We start from the raw sequence: 19,999 nt of genomic DNA on the forward strand, positions 1-19,999 counted from the left end.
GTCAATCCGCCGCACCAGATATGTGCATGCCCTAGCGCGCACGCGGGGACCCATAACCACAGGGAGAAGTTTGGCGAAGACTGGCAGTGAAGAGGCCCTTCCGTGGGACTCACAGCGGCTGTCACAGATAGATCACGCGGTATGGGTCCCTGCGTTCGCAGGGACGACAGTCACTTCTCCGCCAGCGGGTGCAGGTCGCGCACGAGGCTCTTCAGCCGCTCCTCCACCACATGGGTGTAGATCTGCGTCGTCGAGATGTCGGTGTGGCCGAGCAGGGTCTGCACGATGCGCAAATCGGCACCATTGTGCAGGAGGTGGCTGGCAAAGGCATGGCGCAGCACGTGCGGGGAGACCAGCCGCGCCTGCAGCCCCGAGGCGACCGCGAGCTCCTTGAGGTCGCGGGCAAAATGCTGGCGCGTCAGATGTCCGCTCTCGCCGAACGAGGGGAACAGCCACTTGGAGGCGGCGAGGCTGTCCTTCTTCTTCTCCGTCTTCGCAGCTTCCGTCGCCGCGAGATAATCCGCCATCGCCTGGCGCGAGGCCTCGTTGAGCGGCACCAGGCGCTCCTTGTTGCCCTTGCCGCGCACCACGATCATGCGGGCGTCGCGCTTGGCCGCCGAGCGCGGCAGCGCCACCAGCTCGGAGACGCGCAGGCCGGTGGCGTAGAGCACCTCGAGCAGGCAATACAGCCGCAAGGCGCGCAGCCGCTTCGACGGCGAGGCATCTTGCGCCTCGCTCAATTCCTTGGCGCGGCGGAGCATGCGATCGACATCGGCGATCGACAGCACCTTCGGCAGGCCGCGGCCGCGCTTGGGGCCGGACAGGATCGCGGCGGGATCCTCAGCTCGGATGCGTTCGTTCAGCAGGAAGCGATAGAGATGCCGCATCGCCGACAGCCGCCGCGCGACGCTGGTGGATTTGAAGCCGCGGGCATCGAGATCGGCGAGATAGTCGCGCAAATTTTGCGTCTCGGCGTCGGCAAAGCTGTGCCCGACGCGGCCCAAAAATTCCGAGAAATCGGTGAGGTCGCGGCGATAGGCGTCGAGCGTGTTGGGCCCGGCGCCCTGTTCCGCCGCGAGCATGTCGAGGAACAGGCCGGTGAGCTTGGCATCTGAGGGCTTGGTGCGCATGCCCGGGAGGCTAGCTCCTATTTCTTGAGAAACTCACCAGCAATGGCGAGCGGGCCCGAACGCTCTCTTCGAAATTCTAGGCCATTTCGCTGATCGCCGTCGCCTGCGACCAGACCACCATCCAACGCCCCTCGCGGTGCTCGTAAGTGTCGGTGTGCCAATAGTCCGCAGGGGCAACGCGGTGGCCAGCAAAAACGATCTCCAGCCTGGCGCGATATCGGATCACGGCGTGATCGTTCTGCTGGCGGACTGCGATCGCGCCGGGTTCCCACATCAGGTACTGGATCTGCCCGCTCTGGATCGCACCCAGATATTCGCCCTTGGAGAGCAGCATGCCGATGGGCGTTATCAACTGAAACTCCGGTGCATGAAGCGGCCCCGCCTGCGCAATGTCTCCCTCGACCAGCGCGCGCAGCCGGGCCCGTTCGGTGTTGCGGATGTGCTCGGCTTGCGGTGAGTCCGTGTCGGTCGCGTGCGTCGTCATTGGTGGTTCTCCAGTTCTGCAAGAGTGGGCGAGGGGGTCCAGCCGTCTACGGCGTGGCGATCAAGCGATGGTCGATCAGGCTTTGGGCGCTGGCCCGGATGCAATCCTCATCAGGCCGTGGTTGCCAGTTCAGCACGCGGTGCGCCTTGGCGGCGCTGACGCTGAGGTCGCGGTCGAGCTCATGCACGATCATGCGGGAGCGCCCGCTGAACGGGGCCAGCGCCCTCACCATCCAGTTCGGCACGTCGCCGCGCGGCAAGCGGGCCGCATAAGCCGGAAACGATGTCGCCAGCACCGCGGCCAAGTCCCTCAACCAGAAAAAACCTCCGCCGACGATGAAGCGCTCTCCGGCGGCATCAGGACAGGTCATCGCGCGGATATGGGCGTCGGCCACATCGCGCACATCCGCGACCGCAAAGCCAAAGCGCGGCACACGCTTCAACTTGCCGCTCATCATTTGCTGGATCAGTCTGACGGACGTGCCGTATTGCGGGCCGAGCAGCGGTCCGAAGATCATGCCGGGATTGATCACGCACAGATCGAGCCCGCTGTTCCGCGCAAAGCTCCACGCGGCCTGCTCGGCCAGGGTTTTCGATTTGTAGTAGGGCGTCGCCCGCGCGCTGGTCGGATCGGTCCAATCGTTCTCGGTGTAGGGAGGCTGGCCGCTACCGTGATTGGTGGCGGCGATCGAGGATGTCAGCACCACGCGTGCCACGCCGGCGTCATGGGCCGCGCGCAACACGCGTAGTGCACCGTCGCGCGCGGTCTGGATCAGCTCGTCTGCGTTGTCAGGCAATCCCGCCGGAAATGGCGAGGCCGTGTGAATGACATAGCGACAGCCCCTCAGAGCGTCGTCCCATCCGTCGTCGGAGCAAAGATCCGCCCGGGCAAAACTGAGCGCACCGGCGGCAGGCGCGGTCGCGCAAATCTGGCTCCGGATCCGGTTGCAGGCGTGCAGACTGCGGACGGTCCCGCGCACGCGATAGCCGCTCGCCAGCAGCTGGCTGGCGACATGGCCGCCGAGAAATCCGCCGACGCCGGTCACCAGGACCGTGGCGGTCGGTTGAGGAAGTTGAGAATCCATTTGATTTTTCAAGATCTTGAACTCCGATCAAGTCGAATTGGACAATTAGACTGTAGTTGTCTAATCGTCTTTTGACGAATTGGACCCGAACTGTCAATATGTCTCGATGAAAGACAGCGATCACAAGGCCGGAGCAATTCTCGAGGCGGCATTGCCGGTGTTCGTCCGCCACGGCTTCCGCAAGACGTCGATGGCCGACATCGCGCGGGCGGCCGGCATCTCGCGCGCGGCGCTCTATTTGAGCTTTGGCAGCAAGGAGGAATTGTTTCGGGCCGGGTCGGAGCGGGCGCATGCCAAGACGATGCGCAGCGTCGAAGCCGCGCTCGCCGGCGACGGCGACGTGTTCAGCCGGATCGAGCTGGCGATTGCAGCGTTCCAGCGCGATTTGATCGTGCCGTTCGCCGGCAGCGCGGACGCGGCAGAGCTGTTCGACGCCAATATGACGCTGGCCAAGGACATCACGCTGGCCGCGCGCGCCCGGTTGGTGGCTTTGCTTGCTCGCGCACTGGCCGATGCGCAAGCGCGGAATGCGATCACCCTGGACGCTTTGAAGGCCTCGCCGACAGACCTCGCCGGCATCATCGTGGCGGCGATGGAAGGGATCAAGGAGGCGCAGGCCGCGGGCCAGAATCTTCTCGAAGATACGCAGCTATTCTTGCGCCTGCTGCGCCTCGCTTTGACGCGAAGTTCGCAGGGCGCCTGACGCGTGCAACCAGCGTCTATTTCTTGAGAAACTTGTCCGGCGGGATCGTCACCGTCATTTCCCGCGACTTGGGACTGACGAAATTGGCCAGTGCGAAGACCACGCCATAGACGATGCCGGCGATCACGGCGACGACCGTCAGGAAGCGGAACAGGCTGGGCATCGTTCTGGGGTCTCTGCAGGGGACTGGCGGGCAAATTAACCAATGAAATCATCCAACATGTTCGCCGTTTCGTGGCAAGAGTCCACTGGCGAGGCCCCCTGCGGGGTCGTATAGGTGGCCAAAGCATGCCGCCTTTGGCGGCAGATCGAGCGAGATCCAGAGCGAGATCCAGAGCAATATCCATGTCCGACGCCGCGTTGCCGATACCAGCTTCGCCCGAAGCCGACATCCTGTCGGCGCTCGGGGCGCGCTCGATCGTGCTCGTCGGCATGATGGGGGTGGGCAAATCCACCATCGGCCGCCGCATGGCGACCCGGCTGAAGCTTCCCTTCGTCGACGCCGACACCGAGATCGAGACCTCGGCCCAGATGACCATCCCGGAGATCTTCGAGCGCCACGGCGAGCAATATTTCCGCGACGGCGAGGCCAGGGTGATCGCGCGGCTGCTCGACAGCGGGCCGGTGGTGCTGGCGACCGGCGGCGGCGCATTCATGCGCGAGGAGACGCGCGCGCGCATCGCGGCGAAGGCGGTGTCGATCTGGCTCAAGGCGGACCACGACGTCATCATGCGCCGCGTGCGGCGCCGTGCCGACCGCCCGCTGCTCCAGACCGCCGACCCCGAGGGAACCGTGACGCGCCTGCTCACCGAGCGCGAGCCGGTCTACGGCCATGCCGATCTCACCATCGCCTCGCGCGACGTGCCGCACGACAGAATCGTCGAGGAGACCATCGAGGCGCTACGCGCGCATCTCTGTGGTGAGCAAGCCACCCAACCACCTGCCGACGTTGCGAGTGCCATACGATGACTGCGCCGTTGAAACATTCCGATCCCGTCAACGTCGAGGTCGCGCTCGGGAATCGCGCCTATGACATCGTCATCGGCCGCGGGGTGCTGGCCTCGCTCGGCGAACGGGTCGCGGCCTTGCGTCCCGGCGTGCGCACCGCGATCGTGACGGATCGAACCGTTGCAAAACACTGGCTCGAGCCCACCGAGGCTTCGCTTGCCGCCAGCGGCATCCCGACCTCGCGCGTCGTCGTCGAGGAAGGCGAGATCTCCAAGACCTATGCCGGCCTCGAAAAGGTCAGCGAGGCCCTGATCGCCGCCAAGATCGAGCGCAACGATCTCGTCATCGCGCTCGGCGGCGGCGTGGTCGGCGATCTCGCCGGCTTTGCCGCGGCGATCCTGCGCCGCGGCGTCGATTTCGTGCAGGTGCCGACCTCGCTGCTGGCGCAGGTCGATTCATCCGTCGGCGGCAAGACCGGCATCAACTCGCCGCAGGGCAAGAATTTGCTCGGCGCGTTCCACCAGCCGGTGCTGGTGGTCGCCGACACCGCCGTGCTCGACACGCTGTCGCCGCGGCAGTTCCGCGCCGGCTATGCCGAGGTCGCCAAATACGGCGTGCTCGGCGACGAAGCCTTCTTCACCTGGCTGGAGAAGAACCATTCCGACATCTTCAAGGGCGGCTCGGCGCGCGAGCATGCGATCGCGACCTCCTGCCGCGCCAAGGCCGGAATCGTCTCCCGCGACGAGCGCGAGACCGGCGAGCGCGCGCTGCTCAATCTCGGCCATACCTTCGGTCACGCGCTGGAAGCTGCGACCGGCTTCTCCGACCGCCTGTTCCACGGCGAAGGCGTTGCCATCGGCATGACGCTGGCGGCGCAGTTCTCGGCAAAGCTCGGCATGATCGGCGAAGCCGATGCGTCGCGCGTCGAGCGGCATCTGATCGAAGCCGGCCTGCCGACGCGCCTGCAGGACATCGCGGGCTTTGCGCAGGAAGGGCTTGCCGATGCCGACGCGCTGATGGCCTTGATGGCGCAGGACAAGAAGGTCACGCGCGGCAAGCTCACCTTCATCCTGCTGGAGGCCGTCGGGCGCGCGGTGATCGCGAAGGATGTCGAGCCGGCCCCGGTGCGGGACTTCCTGAAGGACAAGCTCGCCCTCAGGGCGTGATACTTGCTGTCGAGTGATGCATGGACTGGCTCGGATTCACCATCGTCGTCCTCTGCCTCCTGGTCTCGGCGTTCTTCGCCGCGAGCGAGACCGCGCTGACCGGCGCCTCGCGCGCCAGCATGCTCCGCCTCTCCAAGCAGGGTAATCACGACGCCGATGTCGTCTCCGATCTGCTCGACATGCGCGAGCGCCTGATCGGGGCGCTGCTGCTCGGCAACAACATCGCCAATATCGGCTCCTCGGCGATCGCCACCGCCATCTTCACGGCCTGGTTCGGCGATGTCGGCGTGCTCTATGCGACCGGCGTGATGACCGCGCTGGTCGTGATCTTCGCGGAGGTGCTGCCCAAGACCATCGCGATCAATGCGCCCGACCGCGTCGCGCTTGCGGTCGCGCGCCCGATGCGGCTGACGATGTACGTGCTGGGGCCGCTGCTGCGCATCGTCGAGGTCATCGTGCGCCTGCTCATGCGCCTGTTCGGCCTCGCCGGCGAGCACCAGGCGATCCTGTCGCCGACCGAGCGCCTGCGCGGCGCGGTCGACCTGTTGCACCACGAGGGCAAGTTCGAGAAGCAGGACCGCGACATGCTCGGCGGCCTCTTGGACCTGCGCGAGCTCCAGGTCTCCGACGTCATGATCCATCGCACCGAAATGATGATGATCAACGCCGATTTGCCGCCGGAGGAGCTGGTGCGCGAGGTGCTGGCGACCGAATACACCCGCATCCCGCTCTGGCGCGAGAAGCCGGAGAACATCATCGGCGTGCTCCATGCCAAGGACCTCCTGCGCGCGATCCGTGCTGCGGACGGCGACACCTCGCGCATCGACGTCTCCACCATCGCGCTGCCGCCCTGGTTCGTGCCGGAGATGCGGCCGCTCGCAGAGCAGCTCAAGGCCTTCCGCCGCCGCAAGACCCATTTCGCGCTCGTCGTCGACGAGTATGGCGAAGTCGAAGGTCTGGTGACGCTGGAAGACATTTTGGAGGAGATCGTCGGCGACATCTCCGACGAGCACGACGTCGTGGTCGCGGGCGTGCGCGCCCAGCCGGACGGCTCGGTCGTGGTCGACGGCTCGGTGCCGATCCGCGATCTCAACCGCGCCATGGACTGGCACCTGCCCGATGAAGAGGCAACCACCGTCGCCGGCCTCGTCATCCACGAGGCGCGCTCGATCCCCGACCGCGGCCAGAGTTTTACGTTCCACGGCTTCCGCTTCCGCGTGCTGCGCCGCGAGCGCAACCGCATCACCGCGCTCCGTATTTCACCGGTGCCGCGCGAGGCGGAGCTGGAAGAGGCGAAGCCGAGACGGGCGGGGACGTCGTTCTAAGCCCCCAGTCATTCCGGGGCGATGCGGAGCATTAATCCGGAATCTCGAGATTCCGGGTTCGGCTCTTCGAGCCGCCCCGGAATGACGAAGCTAGTTTTCCCCCGGCGCCTTCGCCTGGATCGCCAGCGCGTGCACGCTACCGGAGAGTTCCGCGGCCAGCGCCGAATTTATCATGCGGTGGCGCTCGACCCGGCTCTTCCCTTTGAAGGCATCAGACACGATATACACACGGAAGTGCGTCTCACCGCCTGGCCGATGGCCGGCGTGGCCTTCATGCAGATGTGACTCGTCGACGACATCGAGGCTTTCCGGCGTGAAAGCTTCCTGCAACTTGTTGCTGATAGTGTCGCGCATAGCCATGTTGTGCCATCCGGGTGCAGAGATCACACCCGTCAATTGCCGGGGTTCGCAGCTAATTGCAATGTCAAGACTTGAAGGTTTTTGCATTGCGTAGTCAAAGTCAGCCATGCCGATCGATTCATCAAAGTTCTTCGACTCCATCCGCGTCAAGCCGCGGGGCAAGCAGCCGGAAGTGAAGCCGCGCGACACCGCGGTCGGTTGCGAATGGGCCGGGTGCCAGAACAAGGGCGCGCATCGCGCGCCGAAGGGCCGCGAGAACCAGCGCGAGTACTGGCACTTCTGCCTGAACCATGTGCGCGAGTACAACCAGAACTACAATTTCTTCTCCGGCATGAATGCCGATGCCGTCGCGCGCTACCAGAAGGATGCGCTGACCGGCCACCGTCCGACCTGGAAGATGGGCGCCAATGGCGGCAAGAAGGGTGCGGAAGCCGAGATCGACATGGCGGCCGATCCGTTCAGCATGTTCAGCGAGATCAACGGCCGCGCGGGCTGGCGGAAGGGCCCCGAAGCCGCGCCCAAGGCCGAGACGCGCAAGGTGATGAACGCCGAGCGCAAGGCGCTCCAGGTCATGGGGCTCGGCCCCGATTCCACGCTCGCCGACGTCAAGACCAAGTACAAGGCCCTGGTGAAGCAGCACCACCCCGACGCCAACGGCGGCGACCGCTCGACGGAAGATCGCCTGATCGAGATCATCAAGGCGTATAATTATCTGAAGACCGTGGTGCGGGAGGCGTAGGGCCTCGCGGGCGCTGTGTAGGTGCGAGGCACCTCGGCGCCAAACCCTCGGTGTCGTCCCGGACAAGCGGAGCGCAGATCCGGGACCCATAACCCCAGGGAGACGTTTGGCGAAGACTCATAGTGAAATGGTCTTCCCGTGGTCCTCACACCTGTCTCTCACCGATAAATCACGCGGTATGGATCCCTGCTTTCGCATTGCTTTCGCAGGGACGACAGCGGAGTGATTGACTCCGCTGTTGCGCCTCTTTCCGCGCGCTGGTCGCCTACGCCTCCGGCATCGCCCCCACATACGACGAACTCGGCCTGATCAGCCGCCCGGTCCGCCGCTGCTCGAGCGCATGCGCGGTCCAGCCTGCGGCGCGCGCGACCGCGAAGATCGGCGTGAACGCCTGCCTCGGGATCGCCAGCGCATCGAGCAGGATCGCGGTGAAGAACTCGACATTGGTCTCCAGCGGCCGCTCCGGATTTTTCTTGCGCAGCGCGCTGCGGATATAGGCCTCGACCTCGCCGGCGAAGGGCAAATCGGTGCCGTTGGACGCCAGCGCCTCGACTGCGGTCTTGAGCACGTCGGCGCGCGGATCGCGCACGCGGTAGACGCGGTGACCGAAGCCCATCATCCGTTCGCCGCGGGCCAGCGCCGCATCCACCCAGGGCTGGATGCGCTCGCGCGAGCCGATCGCGTCCAGCATCTCCAGCACCGGCTCCGGCGCGCCGCCATGCAGCGGGCCCGTGAGCGCGCAATAGCCCGCAGTCACCGCGGCAAACAGATCGGCTTGCGTCGAGGCCACCACGCGTGCGGTGAAGGTCGAGGCGTTCATGCCGTGGTCGCTGGCGGTGACGAGGTAGGCATCGAGCGCGGTGACCTCGCCGGTTTCAGGCGCGCGCCCGTGCAGCATGCGCAGCGTATCGGCGGCATGGCTGACATTGGGATCGGGTGCGACCGGGTCGAGTCCTTTTGCGCGCCGGACCAGCGCGCCTGCGATCACCGGAAACGCGCCGACGATCGTCGCCTCGTGCTCGAGCCCGTGCTCGGCGCGAAGTCCTGCGACCGCCGCGCGAAACCCGTCGATGACGCCCATGCCGCGCGTTGCCGGCAGCAGGTCCGGCAGGCGAGCGAAGGCGCGCTCGCGCGCAAGGCCGAGGCTCGCCCGCACATTGGCTTCGGTGAGGGTGGTCTTGCTGGCGCCGTTCCAGAGCCGGGCGGTGACGCCCTCGAAGCTCGACTGGCTCGCCAGTCGACCGACATGCTCGCCGGCGATGATCAGTTCGCCGCGCTCGCCGTCGACATGGCTCAGCACGGTCTCGGCCGCGGGAACGCCGTCCAGCCCGATCTGGCTTTTGGTGAGGTGGATGTTCATGGCCCAAATCTCCCTTTGCGTTGTACCAAGGGAAATTCGGGCCTCTCGACAGATTGATCAATCTTGATTACATAAATCAATATGAAAAATTCCGAGGGGCTCTATCTCTCCGCCCGGGAAGCCGCCGCCGAGCTCGCGATCTCGCCGGCCACGCTCTACGCCTATGTCAGCCGCGGCCTGATCCGCTCCGAGCCGACGCCGGACTCGCGCAAAAACCGCTACCGCGCCGAGGACGTTCGCGCACTGAAGGAGCGCCGGGTGCCGTCCCCGGAGCCGCGCGGCCTGCGCAGCTTCGACGCCGACCTGCCTGTCATGGACACGGAGATCTCGACCATCACCGAAGAGGGCGCGATCTATCGGGGCGTCAATTGCGTCGATCTCGCCGAGAACGACACGCTGGAGCACACCGCGACGCTGCTGTGGGATGTCTCCGAGGTCGACCCGTTCGCTCCGGACAATCAGCCCGCGCTCTCCGAAGAGATGCGCACGATCGCAGAAGCTGCACGCCGGGCCGCGCCGATCGACCGCGCCATCGCCGTGCTCGCGCTGGCCGCGAGCGTCGATCCTCGTGCGTTCACCCGTGCGCCCGACGGTCGCGCCATGGTCGGCGGACGGATCGTCCGGCTGCTGGTCGCGACCATGCTCAATGCCGAACCCTCGGCCGAGCCGCTGCATCAGCAGATCGCAAAAGCCTGGGCGGCGGACAACAAGCACGCGCCCGATCTGATCCGCCGCGCGTTGGTGCTGCTTGCCGACCACGAGCTGAACGCCTCGACCTTCACCGCGCGCTGCGCGGCTTCGACCGGCCTCAACCTCTATGATGCCGTGATCGCCGGTCTCGCCTCGTTGAAGGGGCCGAAGCACGGCGGCGCGAGCGTGCTGGCCTCGCAGCTCGTCAAGACGCTGATCGATCGAGACGTCGCCCCGATGGTGCGCGAGCGCGTCGCGCTCGGCGAACGTTTTGCCGGCTTCGGCCATGGCGTCTACAAGCGCGGCGATCCCCGCGCGCAATCGCTGCTGAATGCGCTCTCCCGCGCCGGCGCGCCGCGAAAATTCACGCGCGAGGTGCCGGAGCGGATCGCGGAGGCGACCGGCGAATTCGTCAATATCGACTATGCCCTCGCGGTGCTCGTGCACGCGCTGCGCCTGCCCGCCGGCAGCGAGCTCGCTCTGTTCGCCATGGCCCGCAGCGTCGGCTGGATCGCGCACGCCAGCGAGCAATTGCAGTTCGGCAAGCTGATCAGGCCGAGGGCGCGGTATGTGGGACCTGCGCCGGGGAGAAGAGTGGGGGCTGCGGGTTAGCGGCACTGCGAGCGCGTCATATTCCGCTGTCGTCCCTGCGAACGCAGGGACCCATAACCCCAGGAAGCAGTTTGGCGAAGACTGGTTGTGGAAGAGTCCTCCCGGGGTACAAGCACCGCCGTCTTATAGATAGATCACGCGGTATGGGTCCCTGCGTGCGCAGGGACGACACTTTTGGTGTGGCGACTTCCTACACCCGCGGCTTCGCTTCCACGACACCGCCGCCGTTCCGCCTCCGATAGATCCACACCGCCAGACCGCCAACGATCGCAACCGCAACCACCGTCACCATCCAGATGTGCTTGCCGACATGCCCGTGGTGATGCAGCCCGGCATATTCGTGCAGGGCCGACACCGCCAGCACGCCCGGCAGCACGTGCGCGGGGGCCCAGACCAGGATCGCCGGGATGTTCACCGCGTAGAATCTTGCCGGCGCCATGCCCAGCGCGCCCGCCGTGACCGGCACGAAGGCCCGGATCGGCGGCACGAAACGGGCGAAGAATACGGCCCAGGTGCCGAAGCGGTGGAAGAAGCTTTCGCTCTCGGCGACCACGCGGGGATAATTGGTCAGCGGCCAGGTGTTGAGGATCTCGCGCTGCTGCCGGTGCCCGATCCAGTAGGCCGAGCCGTCACCGAGCACGGCGCCGACCGCCGCCGCCAGCAGCACCCATTGCAGCTTCAGCTCGCCGCCTGGAACCAGGGCACTGAGCGCCAGAATGATGGTCGAGCCGGGGATCACCGACCCCACCACCGGGACCGCTTCGAGCAGGGCGGCCAGGAACAGGGTCAGATAGGCCAGCCACGGATGGGCCGAGACGAACGAGATGAGGGGATCGAGGAAGGACGTCACGTCGTCTCCAGAGGCGCTGTCATTCCGGGGCGATGCGAAGCATCGAACCCGGAATCTCGAGATTCCGGGTTCGCGCTGTGCGCGCCCCGGAATGACGGCCGTTCGACCCTACATAAGTAAGGGCGTGCGGCGAAAGTGCCATTCGCGTCGACAGGACCGCCCGCCCCGGCGCGAAATTCGAGCGTGATTCGCAAGGCAGCCCTCCAAAAACTGCGTTCCTTGCCTATCTAAATGAAAAGACAATGGAACTTTGATTGTGGCACGGGCTTCTGCCGGCCACTGGTCTCTGATAGGTTGATTTTCAGCACCCAGCCGCAGCCAACGTGCAAATAACTGGTTTCGGGACCGCCCGGGACCTCGGAGGATTGATGACGACCGCCGCCCTGTCCAAAGTTGAGGAAGTTTCCGGTCTGCCCGACATGAAGGTGTCGGTGCGGCAGGTGTTCGGGATCGACAGCGATCTCGAAGTCCCTGCCTATTCCGAAGTCGATCCTCACGTGCCCGAAGTCGATTCCGACTATCGCTTCGACCGCGCCACAACGCTCGCCATTCTCGCCGGCTTCGCCCGCAACCGCCGCGTGATGGTGACCGGCTATCACGGCACCGGCAAATCCACCCATATCGAGCAGGTCGCGGCACGGCTGAACTGGCCCTGCGTCCGCGTCAACCTCGACAGCCACATCAGCCGTATCGACCTCGTCGGCAAGGACTCGATCGTTGTCCGTGACGGCAAGCAGGTCACCGAATTCCGCGATGGCATTTTGCCCTGGGCGCTGCAGAACAACGTCGCGCTGGTGTTCGACGAATACGACGCCGGCCGCCCCGACGTGATGTTCGTGATCCAGCGCGTGCTGGAAGTCTCGGGCCGCCTGACGCTGCTCGACCAGAACAAGGTGATCAAGCCGCATCCGGCGTTCCGGCTTTTCGCCACGGCGAATACGGTTGGCCTCGGCGACACCTCGGGCCTCTATCACGGCACCCAGCAGATCAACCAGGGCCAGATGGACCGCTGGTCGATCGTCACCACGCTGAACTATCTCAGCCATGACGAGGAAGTGGAGATCGTGCTGGCCAAGGCCAAGCATTATCGCACGCAGGAAGGCCGCGACATCGTCAACAAGATGGTGCGCCTCGCCGATCTCACCCGTAACGCTTTCGCCAATGGCGATCTGTCGACGGTGATGAGCCCGCGCACGGTGATCACCTGGGCGGAGAACGCCGACATCTTCGGCGATATCGGCTTCGCGTTCCGCGTCACCTTCCTCAACAAGTGCGACGAGCTCGAACGTCCCCTGGTCGCCGAGTTCTACCAGCGCTGCTTCAACGCAGAGCTGCCGGAATCGGCGGTGAATGTGGCGCTGAGCTGATCTCTCACGGTGTGTCGTCCCGGCGAACGCCGGGACCCATACCGCGTGATGTTTCGATTGAAACGACGCTGATAGTTTCCTGACACGAGAGCGGCCGGTGGTTATGGGTCCCGGCGTTCGCCGGGACGACAGATAGGGTCAGATGACCACCTCCAACTCCAAATTCCGCAGCACCAAGGAAGCGCCGACCGAGCCGTTCAAGCGCTCGGTGGCCTCCTGCCTCAAGGCGATCGCCAAGACGCCGGAGCTGGACGTCAGTTTCGCGGCCGAGCGGCCGGGCCTCGCGCCCGGCAAGGCGCGGCTGCCCGAGCCCGCGCGCAAAATGACCAAGCGTGATGCCGCCATCGTGCGCGGTCACGCCGATTCCATCGCGCTCAAGATCGCCTGTCACGATGCCAAACTGCATCGCAAGCTGATGCCCGGCAATCCGCAGGCGCGCGGCGTGTTCGAGGCGGTGGAGCAGGCGAGGGTGGAGGCGATCGGCGCGCGGCGCATGGCGGGCGTTGCGAAAAACCTCACCGCGATGCTCGACGACCATTTCCACCGCGGCAAGTTCGACGAGATCACCGACCGTGCCGACGCGCCGCTGGCCGACGCGCTGGCGATGCTGGTGCGCGAGCGCCTGACCGGCATGGCGCCGCCGACGGCCGCGAAGAAGATGGTCGATCTCTGGCGTCCCATTCTCGAAGACAAGATCGGCAAGCGGCTCGACCGGCTCGACACCCTGGTCGAGGACCAGACCCGGTTCGGCGACGCCGTGCACGATCTCCTGACCGCGCTCGATATCGGCGACGAGCGCAACGCCGACAGCGAAGACAATGACGAGAACGACGAGAACCAGGACGGCGACAACGACCAGTCCGGCGCCGAAGGCTCGCCCGATTCCGACGCCGCGCAGGAGATGAGCGCCGACCAGGCGCAGGTGAGCTCGGAAGAGATGAGCGAGAGCGCGATGGAAAGCGCGCAGGCCTCGACCTCGGACACGTTCGACGACGGCGAGCTCGGCGACGACGAGACGCCGGGCGAGGCGACGCGTCCGAATTCGCACGGCAAGAACGAGCCGCGCGGGCCGGAATATCACGCCTTCGCGCCGAAATTCGACGAGATCATCGCCGCCGAAGACCTCTGCGACCATGACGAGCTGGAGCGCCTGCGCGCCTATCTCGACAAGCAGCTCGCGCATCTTCAGGGCATCGTCGCCCGCCTCGCGAACCGCCTGCAGCGCCGCCTGATGGCGCAGCAGAACCGCGCCTGGGAGTTCGATCTCGAAGAGGGCATTCTGGACCCCGCGCGCCTGTCGCGCGTCGTCACCGATCCCTATCATCCGCTGTCCTTCATGCACGAGAAGGAGGCGACGTTCCGCGACACCGTGGTGACGCTGCTGCTCGACAATTCGGGCTCCATGCGCGGACGGCCCATTACGGTCGCGGCGACCTGCGCCGACATCCTCGCGCGCACGCTGGAGCGTTGCGGCGTCAAGGTCGAGATTTTGGGATTTACCACGCGTGCTTGGAAAGGTGGCCAGTCCCGCGAAGCGTGGCTTGCCGCCGGCAAGCCGGCCAATCCCGGCCGCCTCAACGATCTCCGCCACATCATCTACAAGTCGGCGGATGCTCCGTGGCGTCGTGCGCGAAAAAATCTCGGCCTGATGATGCGCGAGGGTCTCCTCAAGGAGAACATCGACGGCGAGGCGCTGGACTGGGCGCATAAGCGCCTCCTCGGCCGGCCCGAGCAGCGCAAGATCCTGATGATGATCTCGGACGGTGCGCCGGTTGACGATTCCACGCTGTCGGTCAATCCCGGCAATTATCTCGAGCGGCATCTGCGCCACATCATCGAGGAGATCGAGACCCGCTCGCCGGTCGAGCTGATCGCGATCGGCATCGGCCACGACGTGACGCGCTATTATCGCCGCGCGGTGACGATCGTGGATGCCGAGGAGCTCGGCGGCGCCATCACCGAGAAGCTCGCTGAGCTCTTCAGCGAGACCAACACCGCACCCACCCAGCCGGCCGGTCGCCCGCGACGCAAATTGCATTCGTGAGCACGCATCGATCCCGCCGCAGCTTTATCGGCTTTGCAGCGGCGGGATTTTCCACACTCGCAGTCTCTCGCTTCGCGCTGGCGCAAGCCGCGGCCGAGCCGGCGCCGCGCGCGCTTCAGGTCGAGAACGCCGTCGTCGAGCCGGTCACCGTCGAGGTCAACGCGCGCGCCATTCCCAATTTCGAGCCGCGCGACCGCACGCGCACGCGCTTCGGCTCGCTGGACTATCGCAGCGGCCTGGTGCTGACCTCGCGCTATCGCGGCTTTGGCGGCCTGTCCGGCATTCGGCTCGATGCCAAGGGCGAGGGCTTCCTCGCGGTCTCCGACCAGGGCGGCTGGTTCACCGGTCGCATCCGCTACGCCAATGGCAAGATGACCGGGCTCGACGACGTCGAGGCCGCGCCGCTGCTCGGCGCCGAGGGGCGGCCGATCACGGAAAAGCGCCTGTGGTGGGATTCGGAATCGATCGCGCGCGACGGCAATTTCGTCTATGTCGGGCTCGAGCGCGTCAACCAGATCCTGCGCTACGATTTCTCCAAGGGCGGCACGCGCGCGCGCGGCGAGGTGGTGCCGGTGCCGGCGGGGATCCGCAAGCTGCCCTCCAACAAGGGGCTGGAGGCGCTGGTCGTCGTGCCCAAAGAAAAGGACAAGGGCAAAGACCAGAACATGCCGCTGGCGGGCACCCTGATCGCCTTCTCCGAGCGCGGGCTGGATGCCGACGGCAACCTCACAGCCTTCCTGATCGGCGGTCCCTCGCCCGGCCAGTTCAGCGTGCGCCGCACCGAGAAATACGACATCAGCGATGCCGTGCTGCTGCCCTCCGGCGAGCTTCTGATCCTGGAGCGCAAATTCTCCTGGTTCACCGGCGTCAACATCCGCATCCGCTCGATCCCGCTGAAGTCGATCGCCCCTGGCGCGCTGGTCGACGGCCCCGCGCTGTTCGCCGCCGATCTCGGCCACGAGGTCGACAACATGGAAGGCATCGACGCCCACGTCACGGCCGACGGCGAGACCGTGCTGACGCTGATCTCCGACGACAATTTCTCGATGCTGCAGCGGACCTTGCTGCTGCAATTCACGCTGGCGGAGTAGGCCACTGCTGTCGTCCCGGGGCGCGACGAAGTCGCGAGCCCGGGACCCATACCCACAGGCGTGATTTGACGATGACCCGGAGTGGCAGTTCGTTCGACGACTTTGTCCTGTGGCTATGGATCCCGGATCTGCGCTGACGCTTGTCCGGGATGACAGCGGAATTTGCCGCGTCATCTCGCGACCACATTGCGGGAATGCACGCCGAGGCGAGCCGCCATTCCCCAGCGCGCCTAGCAATCGTCTGTCCGCATACTACACTCTTTTTCCACTGCCCCTCTCATCCCCCGGAACTCCCCCGCATGAGCGTCCTGTTTTCCCCGATCAAGCTGCGCGGCCTGACGTTGAAGAACCGCATCGTGGTGTCGCCGATGTGCCAATATTCGGCCGACGACGGCGTCGCCAATGACTGGCACTTCACCCACATCAACAATCTCAGCCTGTCGGGCGCGGCGATGTTCTGCATCGAGGCGACCCATGTCGAGGCGATCGGCCGCATCACGCCGGGCTGCCTCGGGCTCTACAGCGATGCCGCCGGGGCCGCGCTGAAGCAGGTGCTGACCTCGGTGCGCAAGCATTCCTCCACCGCGATCGCGATGCAGCTCGCCCATGCGGGCCGGAAAGCGTCGAGCGCGCGGCCCTGGGACGGCGGCCAGCTGATCCCGGTGGAGCAGGGCGGCTGGCAGACGGTGGCGCCATCGGCGCTGCCGCACAAGGAAGGCGAAGCCGCGCCGCTCGCGCTGGACGCAGCGGGCCTCAAGCGCATCCGCGAGGCCTTCGTCGATGCAGCTCGCCGCGCCGAGCGCATCGGCATCGACGCCATCGAGCTGCACGGCGCGCACGGCTATCTCTTGCATCAGTTCCTGTCGCCGATCTCCAACAGGCGCACCGACGAATATGGCGGGTCTTTGCAGAACCGCATGCGCTTTCCGCTCGAGATCTTTGATGCGGTGCGCGCCGTCTTCCCGCACGACAAGCCGGTCGGCATGCGGGTGTCGTCGACCGACTGGGTCGAGGGCGGCTGGGATCTGGCGCAGACGATCGAGTTCGCCAACGCGCTGAAGGCGCGCGGCGTCGACTGGATCGATGCCTCCTCCGGCGGCGTCTCGCCGCTGCAGAAGATCCCGCTCGGCCCCGGCTATCAGGTGCAGTTCGCGGAGGCGATCAGGCGCGAGACCGGACTGCCGACGATCGCCGTCGGCCTGATCACCGACGGCAGGCAGGCCGAAGAGATCGTCGCATCCGGCAAGGCCGACATGGTCGCGCTCGCCCGCGGCATGCTCTACGACCCGCGCTGGGCCTGGCACGCTGCCGCCGATGTCGGCGGCGAGGTCGAAGCCCCGCCGCAATACTGGCGCTCGCAGCCCTCGACGCAGAAGGCGCTGTTCGGCAAGACCACGTTCGGGGCGCGGTAGGGGCCGCGTGCGCGTGCTGCACGTGTGGCGCGATACCCGCGCCACAAACTCTGCTGTCGTCCCTGCGCATGCAGGGACCCATACCGCGTGATCCATCGATGGCGCGCGGTGCCGGTTGACAACTTAACTAAGAGTCTTCGCCTCACCACTTCCTGTGGTTATGGGTCCCTGCGTGCGCAGGGACGACAGCGGAGAATGTCGCGCGGCGCTTTCGCCCACCCCGCATCCGTAAATTCCCCCAGCTTCCACCCTCCGCAAAACTGGCCTAACCTTGCGCGACCCCACTCCTCGCGGAGGCCCGCCATGCGTTTTCGTGTTCGCCAAACCGCCCATGTGTTCGAGCGCGTGGGGCTTGCGATGGCCGGCGCGGCGTGCGGGCTGTTCGTCGGCGCCTATGTGGGATCGGCGATATCAGCGCTCACCACGCAGGGGTTTCTGATGGTGATGATGCTGCTGGGCTTCGTCGGCTTCTATCTCGGCATCGACACGCCGCAATTGCCGTTCGACGAGGCGCATAGCGCGATCGACGCCGCCGAATTCCTCAGCGCCGCCGGCACGCTCTGCGCCACGCTCACCGCGCTCGCCTCCGTCGCCGTCATCGTGCTCCGTCTCGACCCGCACATGGCCTGGACCTGGCTCGCTCTGCTCGGCTGGATCGCCGGCGTCGCCATGCAGATCGTCGGCGGCGCGAAAGCGAGGATGCGGAAGTAGCTTCCTCTTGACCCTCCCCCGCAAGGGGAGGGCAAGCAAGATGTCCCTCAGAACACCACGCCCACCCGCGTGCCGCGCTTCCAGGCGATGCGGCAGCGCTTCTTGGTGTTGACGTGCAGCAGCTCGAATCTGTCGGGGATGTTCACCTGGCCGCCGAGATCGACGCAGGCGCCGCCGGGCGAATAGTCGATCAGCGTGCAGTTGATCACAGGTGCGCGCGGGTCGGTGATGATCTTGGCCTGGCGCGACACCAGCCCGGCAGGCTTCACGCGGGCATATTTACGCGGATACATTGGCACTCTCCTCCAATTCCGCAGGTCTAGCGGTGGATCCTGTGCAGGATGATGCGGATGAGTTGATGCGATCCGGCTAAGGCGGGCGGGAGAATTTTAATGAAAAGTAGCGGCGAAGGAAGAAAGCGGCGGTAGCGGGGTGGGGCCGCCTCAAACTCCGTCGTCGTCCCTGCGAAAGCAGGGACCCATACCGCGTGATGTCTCGGTTGCGCCCGAAAGCAGTCCCGAACAACGAGTCTTCGCCAAACCACTTCCTGTGGTTATGGGTCCCTGCTTTCGCAGGGACGACCGCGGTGATGTTGGCGCACCTGCCTCCACACCCGTTAATGAGAGCGCCGCCCTCCTCACATCTCCGCCGTCTCCATCTCCGCATGCTGCGGCCCCACCGGCATCGGCACCGTCACGTACTCCTTCGGTAAATTCACCGGCCGATAGTCCGGCTCCACGGCCATCCGCTTCAACACGCTCTCATGCACATGCGCGCCTTCGGGGATGGGGCGCGGCTCGCAATCGGGGATGTAGAAGCCGAGAAACACTTTCCGCTCCGGCCACTCCCGGTACTTCGCGCTCTTCGGCAGATATTCCAGAACCCGCCAGCCCGGCGTCATCGAATCGTGCAGCACGCCCGTCTTCCCAGTGTAGGCCGGCTCGACATATTGGAACGGTGAGTTCTTGCGCTGGATGCCCCAGGCGAGCTGCTTGATGGTCGCCGGGTTGAAGTTCAGCCCCGCCTTCTCCGCCTCCGCGATCATCCAGATCAGCGGATATTTCGAGTCCCCGCTTTGCGCCTCCGGATAGCCGCCGCCGACGTCACTGTGCACGCCGGCGAACCACACCTGCAGAATGTCCTGCGGCACCTTCTTCTCGTCGGGGACATACCGGTTGCTCCAGAACTCCTGCGGCTCCCAGTACTTCTTGAGGCGGAACATGCAGCGCCGCTCGTCGATCGCGATCGCCTGCCGGAAGATCTTGACGCTGGGGTTGCGCAACGTGAAGGCGAGCTCCTCCAGGCTCGGCCAGAACAGCCGGTCGGCGCGCGGCACGATCACGCTCGCCACGGTGTCCCACACGCCGATGAAATGGATGGTCGGCCAGCGCGTCGAGGTGATGCGCGCGAACTGGGCGGCGAGATCGAACTCGTCCTTCGGCAGCGGCCCCTGGTCGTCGAAGGCGACGTCCGAGAGATCCTCGAGGTCGTTGCCGCGCCCGGTGCCGGAATATTGCTTGTAGGCGACGAGGCCCGAGCCTGCGAGGTTCGCCTGCTCCGGCCTGATCAGCCCGACCTTGTGGATCAGCCCCGCCAGCACGCGAACCGTGTAGGCCCCGCGCGAAAAGCCGAACAGGTAGATGCGGTCGCCCGGCGCGTAATGCTCGACCAGGAAGCAATAGGCCGACAGCACGTTGTCGTCGAGCCCGTAGCCGGTGGCGAGCCCCAGCACCAGGTTGATATTGGCCTTGAGCCGGTGCCACGTCGTCGGCTCCGTCACCGTGCCGACGCCCGGATCGTAAAACACCATCTGCCGCGGCTGCGTCCTGTCGGTCTTGCGCAGGCAGCGATAGAGCTTCAGGACGTTGGAGATGTTCTCCGAGATCTCGTTGCCGGTGCCGTCACAGCAGATGACGAGGTTTT

20 protein-coding genes are annotated in these 19,999 nt (G+C 65.6%); 11 read left to right on the top strand and 9 right to left on the bottom strand.

Going from position 1 to position 19,999, the window contains the following annotated elements; translation table 11 throughout:
• Nucleotides 1–170: 170 nt before the first annotated feature.
• The 3 genes from xerD to IC66_RS0140440 form a co-directional block, all read right to left on the bottom strand.
• Nucleotides 171–1,130, bottom strand: a complete 960-nt coding sequence (gene xerD, locus IC66_RS0140430) for a site-specific tyrosine recombinase XerD (protein ID WP_028141871.1) — start codon at nucleotides 1,128–1,130, stop codon at nucleotides 171–173.
• 76 nt (nucleotides 1,131–1,206) lie between these two features.
• Complete coding sequence (locus IC66_RS0140435; protein WP_038951266.1) at nucleotides 1,207–1,614, bottom strand: nuclear transport factor 2 family protein; 408 nt, start codon at nucleotides 1,612–1,614, stop codon at nucleotides 1,207–1,209.
• Nucleotides 1,615–1,660: 46 nt separating this feature from the next.
• Complete coding sequence (locus tag IC66_RS0140440) at nucleotides 1,661–2,698, bottom strand: SDR family oxidoreductase (protein ID WP_038951267.1); 1,038 nt, start codon at nucleotides 2,696–2,698, stop codon at nucleotides 1,661–1,663.
• A gap of 106 nt (nucleotides 2,699–2,804) precedes the next feature.
• Here IC66_RS0140440 and IC66_RS0140445 point away from each other — a divergent pair, with 106 nt between their 5' ends.
• Nucleotides 2,805–3,401: a TetR/AcrR family transcriptional regulator gene (locus tag IC66_RS0140445; protein WP_038951268.1), complete on the top strand. Its 597-nt coding sequence runs from the start codon at nucleotides 2,805–2,807 to the stop codon at nucleotides 3,399–3,401.
• 16 nt (nucleotides 3,402–3,417) lie between these two features.
• Here the strand turns inward: IC66_RS0140445 and IC66_RS42915 are convergent, their stop codons facing one another.
• Nucleotides 3,418–3,564, bottom strand: a complete 147-nt coding sequence (locus IC66_RS42915; RefSeq protein WP_014439243.1) for a hypothetical protein — start codon at nucleotides 3,562–3,564, stop codon at nucleotides 3,418–3,420.
• Between the two features lie 182 nt (nucleotides 3,565–3,746).
• On the opposite strand from IC66_RS42915, the gene IC66_RS0140455 reads away from it, so the two are divergent.
• Genes IC66_RS0140455 through IC66_RS0140465 form a run of 3 tightly spaced genes read left to right on the top strand, consistent with a single transcriptional unit; the run spans nucleotide 3,747 to nucleotide 6,840 of the window.
• Nucleotides 3,747–4,370: a shikimate kinase gene (locus IC66_RS0140455; protein WP_028141867.1), complete on the top strand. Its 624-nt coding sequence runs from the start codon at nucleotides 3,747–3,749 to the stop codon at nucleotides 4,368–4,370.
• Complete coding sequence (gene aroB / locus IC66_RS0140460) at nucleotides 4,367–5,515, top strand: 3-dehydroquinate synthase (protein WP_028141866.1); 1,149 nt, start codon at nucleotides 4,367–4,369, stop codon at nucleotides 5,513–5,515. Before IC66_RS0140455 ends, aroB begins: the two co-directional genes overlap by 4 nt.
• 20 nt (nucleotides 5,516–5,535) lie before the next feature.
• Complete coding sequence (locus IC66_RS0140465; protein ID WP_028141865.1) at nucleotides 5,536–6,840, top strand: HlyC/CorC family transporter; 1,305 nt, start codon at nucleotides 5,536–5,538, stop codon at nucleotides 6,838–6,840.
• Nucleotides 6,841–6,930: 90 nt separating this feature from the next.
• Here IC66_RS0140465 and IC66_RS0140470 read toward each other — a convergent pair whose 3' ends face one another.
• The gene (locus IC66_RS0140470; RefSeq protein WP_028141864.1) at nucleotides 6,931–7,200 is read right to left on the bottom strand and encodes a BolA family protein; all 270 of its coding nucleotides are present in this window, start codon (nucleotides 7,198–7,200) and stop codon (nucleotides 6,931–6,933) included.
• 106 nt (nucleotides 7,201–7,306) lie between these two features.
• Here IC66_RS0140470 and IC66_RS0140475 point away from each other — a divergent pair, with 106 nt between their 5' ends.
• Entirely contained in the window at nucleotides 7,307–7,939 is a 633-nt protein-coding gene (locus IC66_RS0140475) for a J domain-containing protein (RefSeq protein ID WP_028141863.1), read from the top strand.
• Nucleotides 7,940–8,204: 265 nt separating this feature from the next.
• Here IC66_RS0140475 and IC66_RS0140480 read toward each other — a convergent pair whose 3' ends face one another.
• Nucleotides 8,205–9,299 carry a citrate synthase/methylcitrate synthase gene (locus tag IC66_RS0140480; RefSeq protein ID WP_028141862.1) on the bottom strand — a complete coding sequence of 365 codons (1,095 nt, stop codon included), beginning with the start codon at nucleotides 9,297–9,299 and terminating at the stop codon, nucleotides 8,205–8,207.
• 81 nt (nucleotides 9,300–9,380) lie between these two features.
• Between IC66_RS0140480 and IC66_RS0140485 the strand changes: the two genes are divergently transcribed.
• Complete coding sequence (locus IC66_RS0140485; protein WP_028141861.1) at nucleotides 9,381–10,601, top strand: citrate/2-methylcitrate synthase; 1,221 nt, start codon at nucleotides 9,381–9,383, stop codon at nucleotides 10,599–10,601.
• Between the two features lie 190 nt (nucleotides 10,602–10,791).
• Here the strand turns inward: IC66_RS0140485 and IC66_RS0140490 are convergent, their stop codons facing one another.
• Nucleotides 10,792–11,451: a DedA family protein gene (locus IC66_RS0140490; RefSeq protein ID WP_028141860.1), complete on the bottom strand. Its 660-nt coding sequence runs from the start codon at nucleotides 11,449–11,451 to the stop codon at nucleotides 10,792–10,794.
• 368 nt (nucleotides 11,452–11,819) lie between these two features.
• On the opposite strand from IC66_RS0140490, the gene cobS reads away from it, so the two are divergent.
• From cobS to IC66_RS0140515, 5 genes are all read left to right on the top strand, one after another.
• Nucleotides 11,820–12,818, top strand: coding sequence for a cobaltochelatase subunit CobS (cobS, locus tag IC66_RS0140495; protein ID WP_028141859.1), 999 nt, complete (start codon nucleotides 11,820–11,822; stop codon nucleotides 12,816–12,818).
• A gap of 142 nt (nucleotides 12,819–12,960) precedes the next feature.
• Nucleotides 12,961–14,862: a cobaltochelatase subunit CobT gene (gene cobT / locus IC66_RS0140500; protein WP_038951269.1), complete on the top strand. Its 1,902-nt coding sequence runs from the start codon at nucleotides 12,961–12,963 to the stop codon at nucleotides 14,860–14,862.
• Nucleotides 14,859–15,953, top strand: coding sequence for an esterase-like activity of phytase family protein (locus tag IC66_RS0140505; RefSeq protein WP_038951270.1), 1,095 nt, complete (start codon nucleotides 14,859–14,861; stop codon nucleotides 15,951–15,953). Before cobT ends, IC66_RS0140505 begins: the two co-directional genes overlap by 4 nt.
• A gap of 299 nt (nucleotides 15,954–16,252) precedes the next feature.
• Complete coding sequence (locus IC66_RS0140510; RefSeq protein WP_038951271.1) at nucleotides 16,253–17,365, top strand: NADH:flavin oxidoreductase/NADH oxidase; 1,113 nt, start codon at nucleotides 16,253–16,255, stop codon at nucleotides 17,363–17,365.
• A 303-nt stretch (nucleotides 17,366–17,668) separates the two neighbouring features.
• Nucleotides 17,669–18,076 carry a hypothetical protein gene (locus IC66_RS0140515; RefSeq protein WP_028141855.1) on the top strand — a complete coding sequence of 136 codons (408 nt, stop codon included), beginning with the start codon at nucleotides 17,669–17,671 and terminating at the stop codon, nucleotides 18,074–18,076.
• A gap of 47 nt (nucleotides 18,077–18,123) precedes the next feature.
• Here IC66_RS0140515 and IC66_RS0140520 read toward each other — a convergent pair whose 3' ends face one another.
• Both IC66_RS0140520 and IC66_RS0140525 read right to left on the bottom strand, forming a co-directional pair.
• Nucleotides 18,124–18,369: a PilZ domain-containing protein gene (locus tag IC66_RS0140520; RefSeq protein WP_026201681.1), complete on the bottom strand. Its 246-nt coding sequence runs from the start codon at nucleotides 18,367–18,369 to the stop codon at nucleotides 18,124–18,126.
• Between the two features lie 344 nt (nucleotides 18,370–18,713).
• On the bottom strand, nucleotides 18,714–19,999 hold a 1,286-nt coding region (locus IC66_RS0140525), incomplete at its 5' end, for a DUF2235 domain-containing protein (protein ID WP_038951272.1).

This window comes from Bradyrhizobium genomosp. III (assembly GCF_000261705.1).
Taxonomy (GTDB): Bacteria; Pseudomonadota; Alphaproteobacteria; order Rhizobiales; family Xanthobacteraceae; genus Bradyrhizobium; species Bradyrhizobium ottawaense.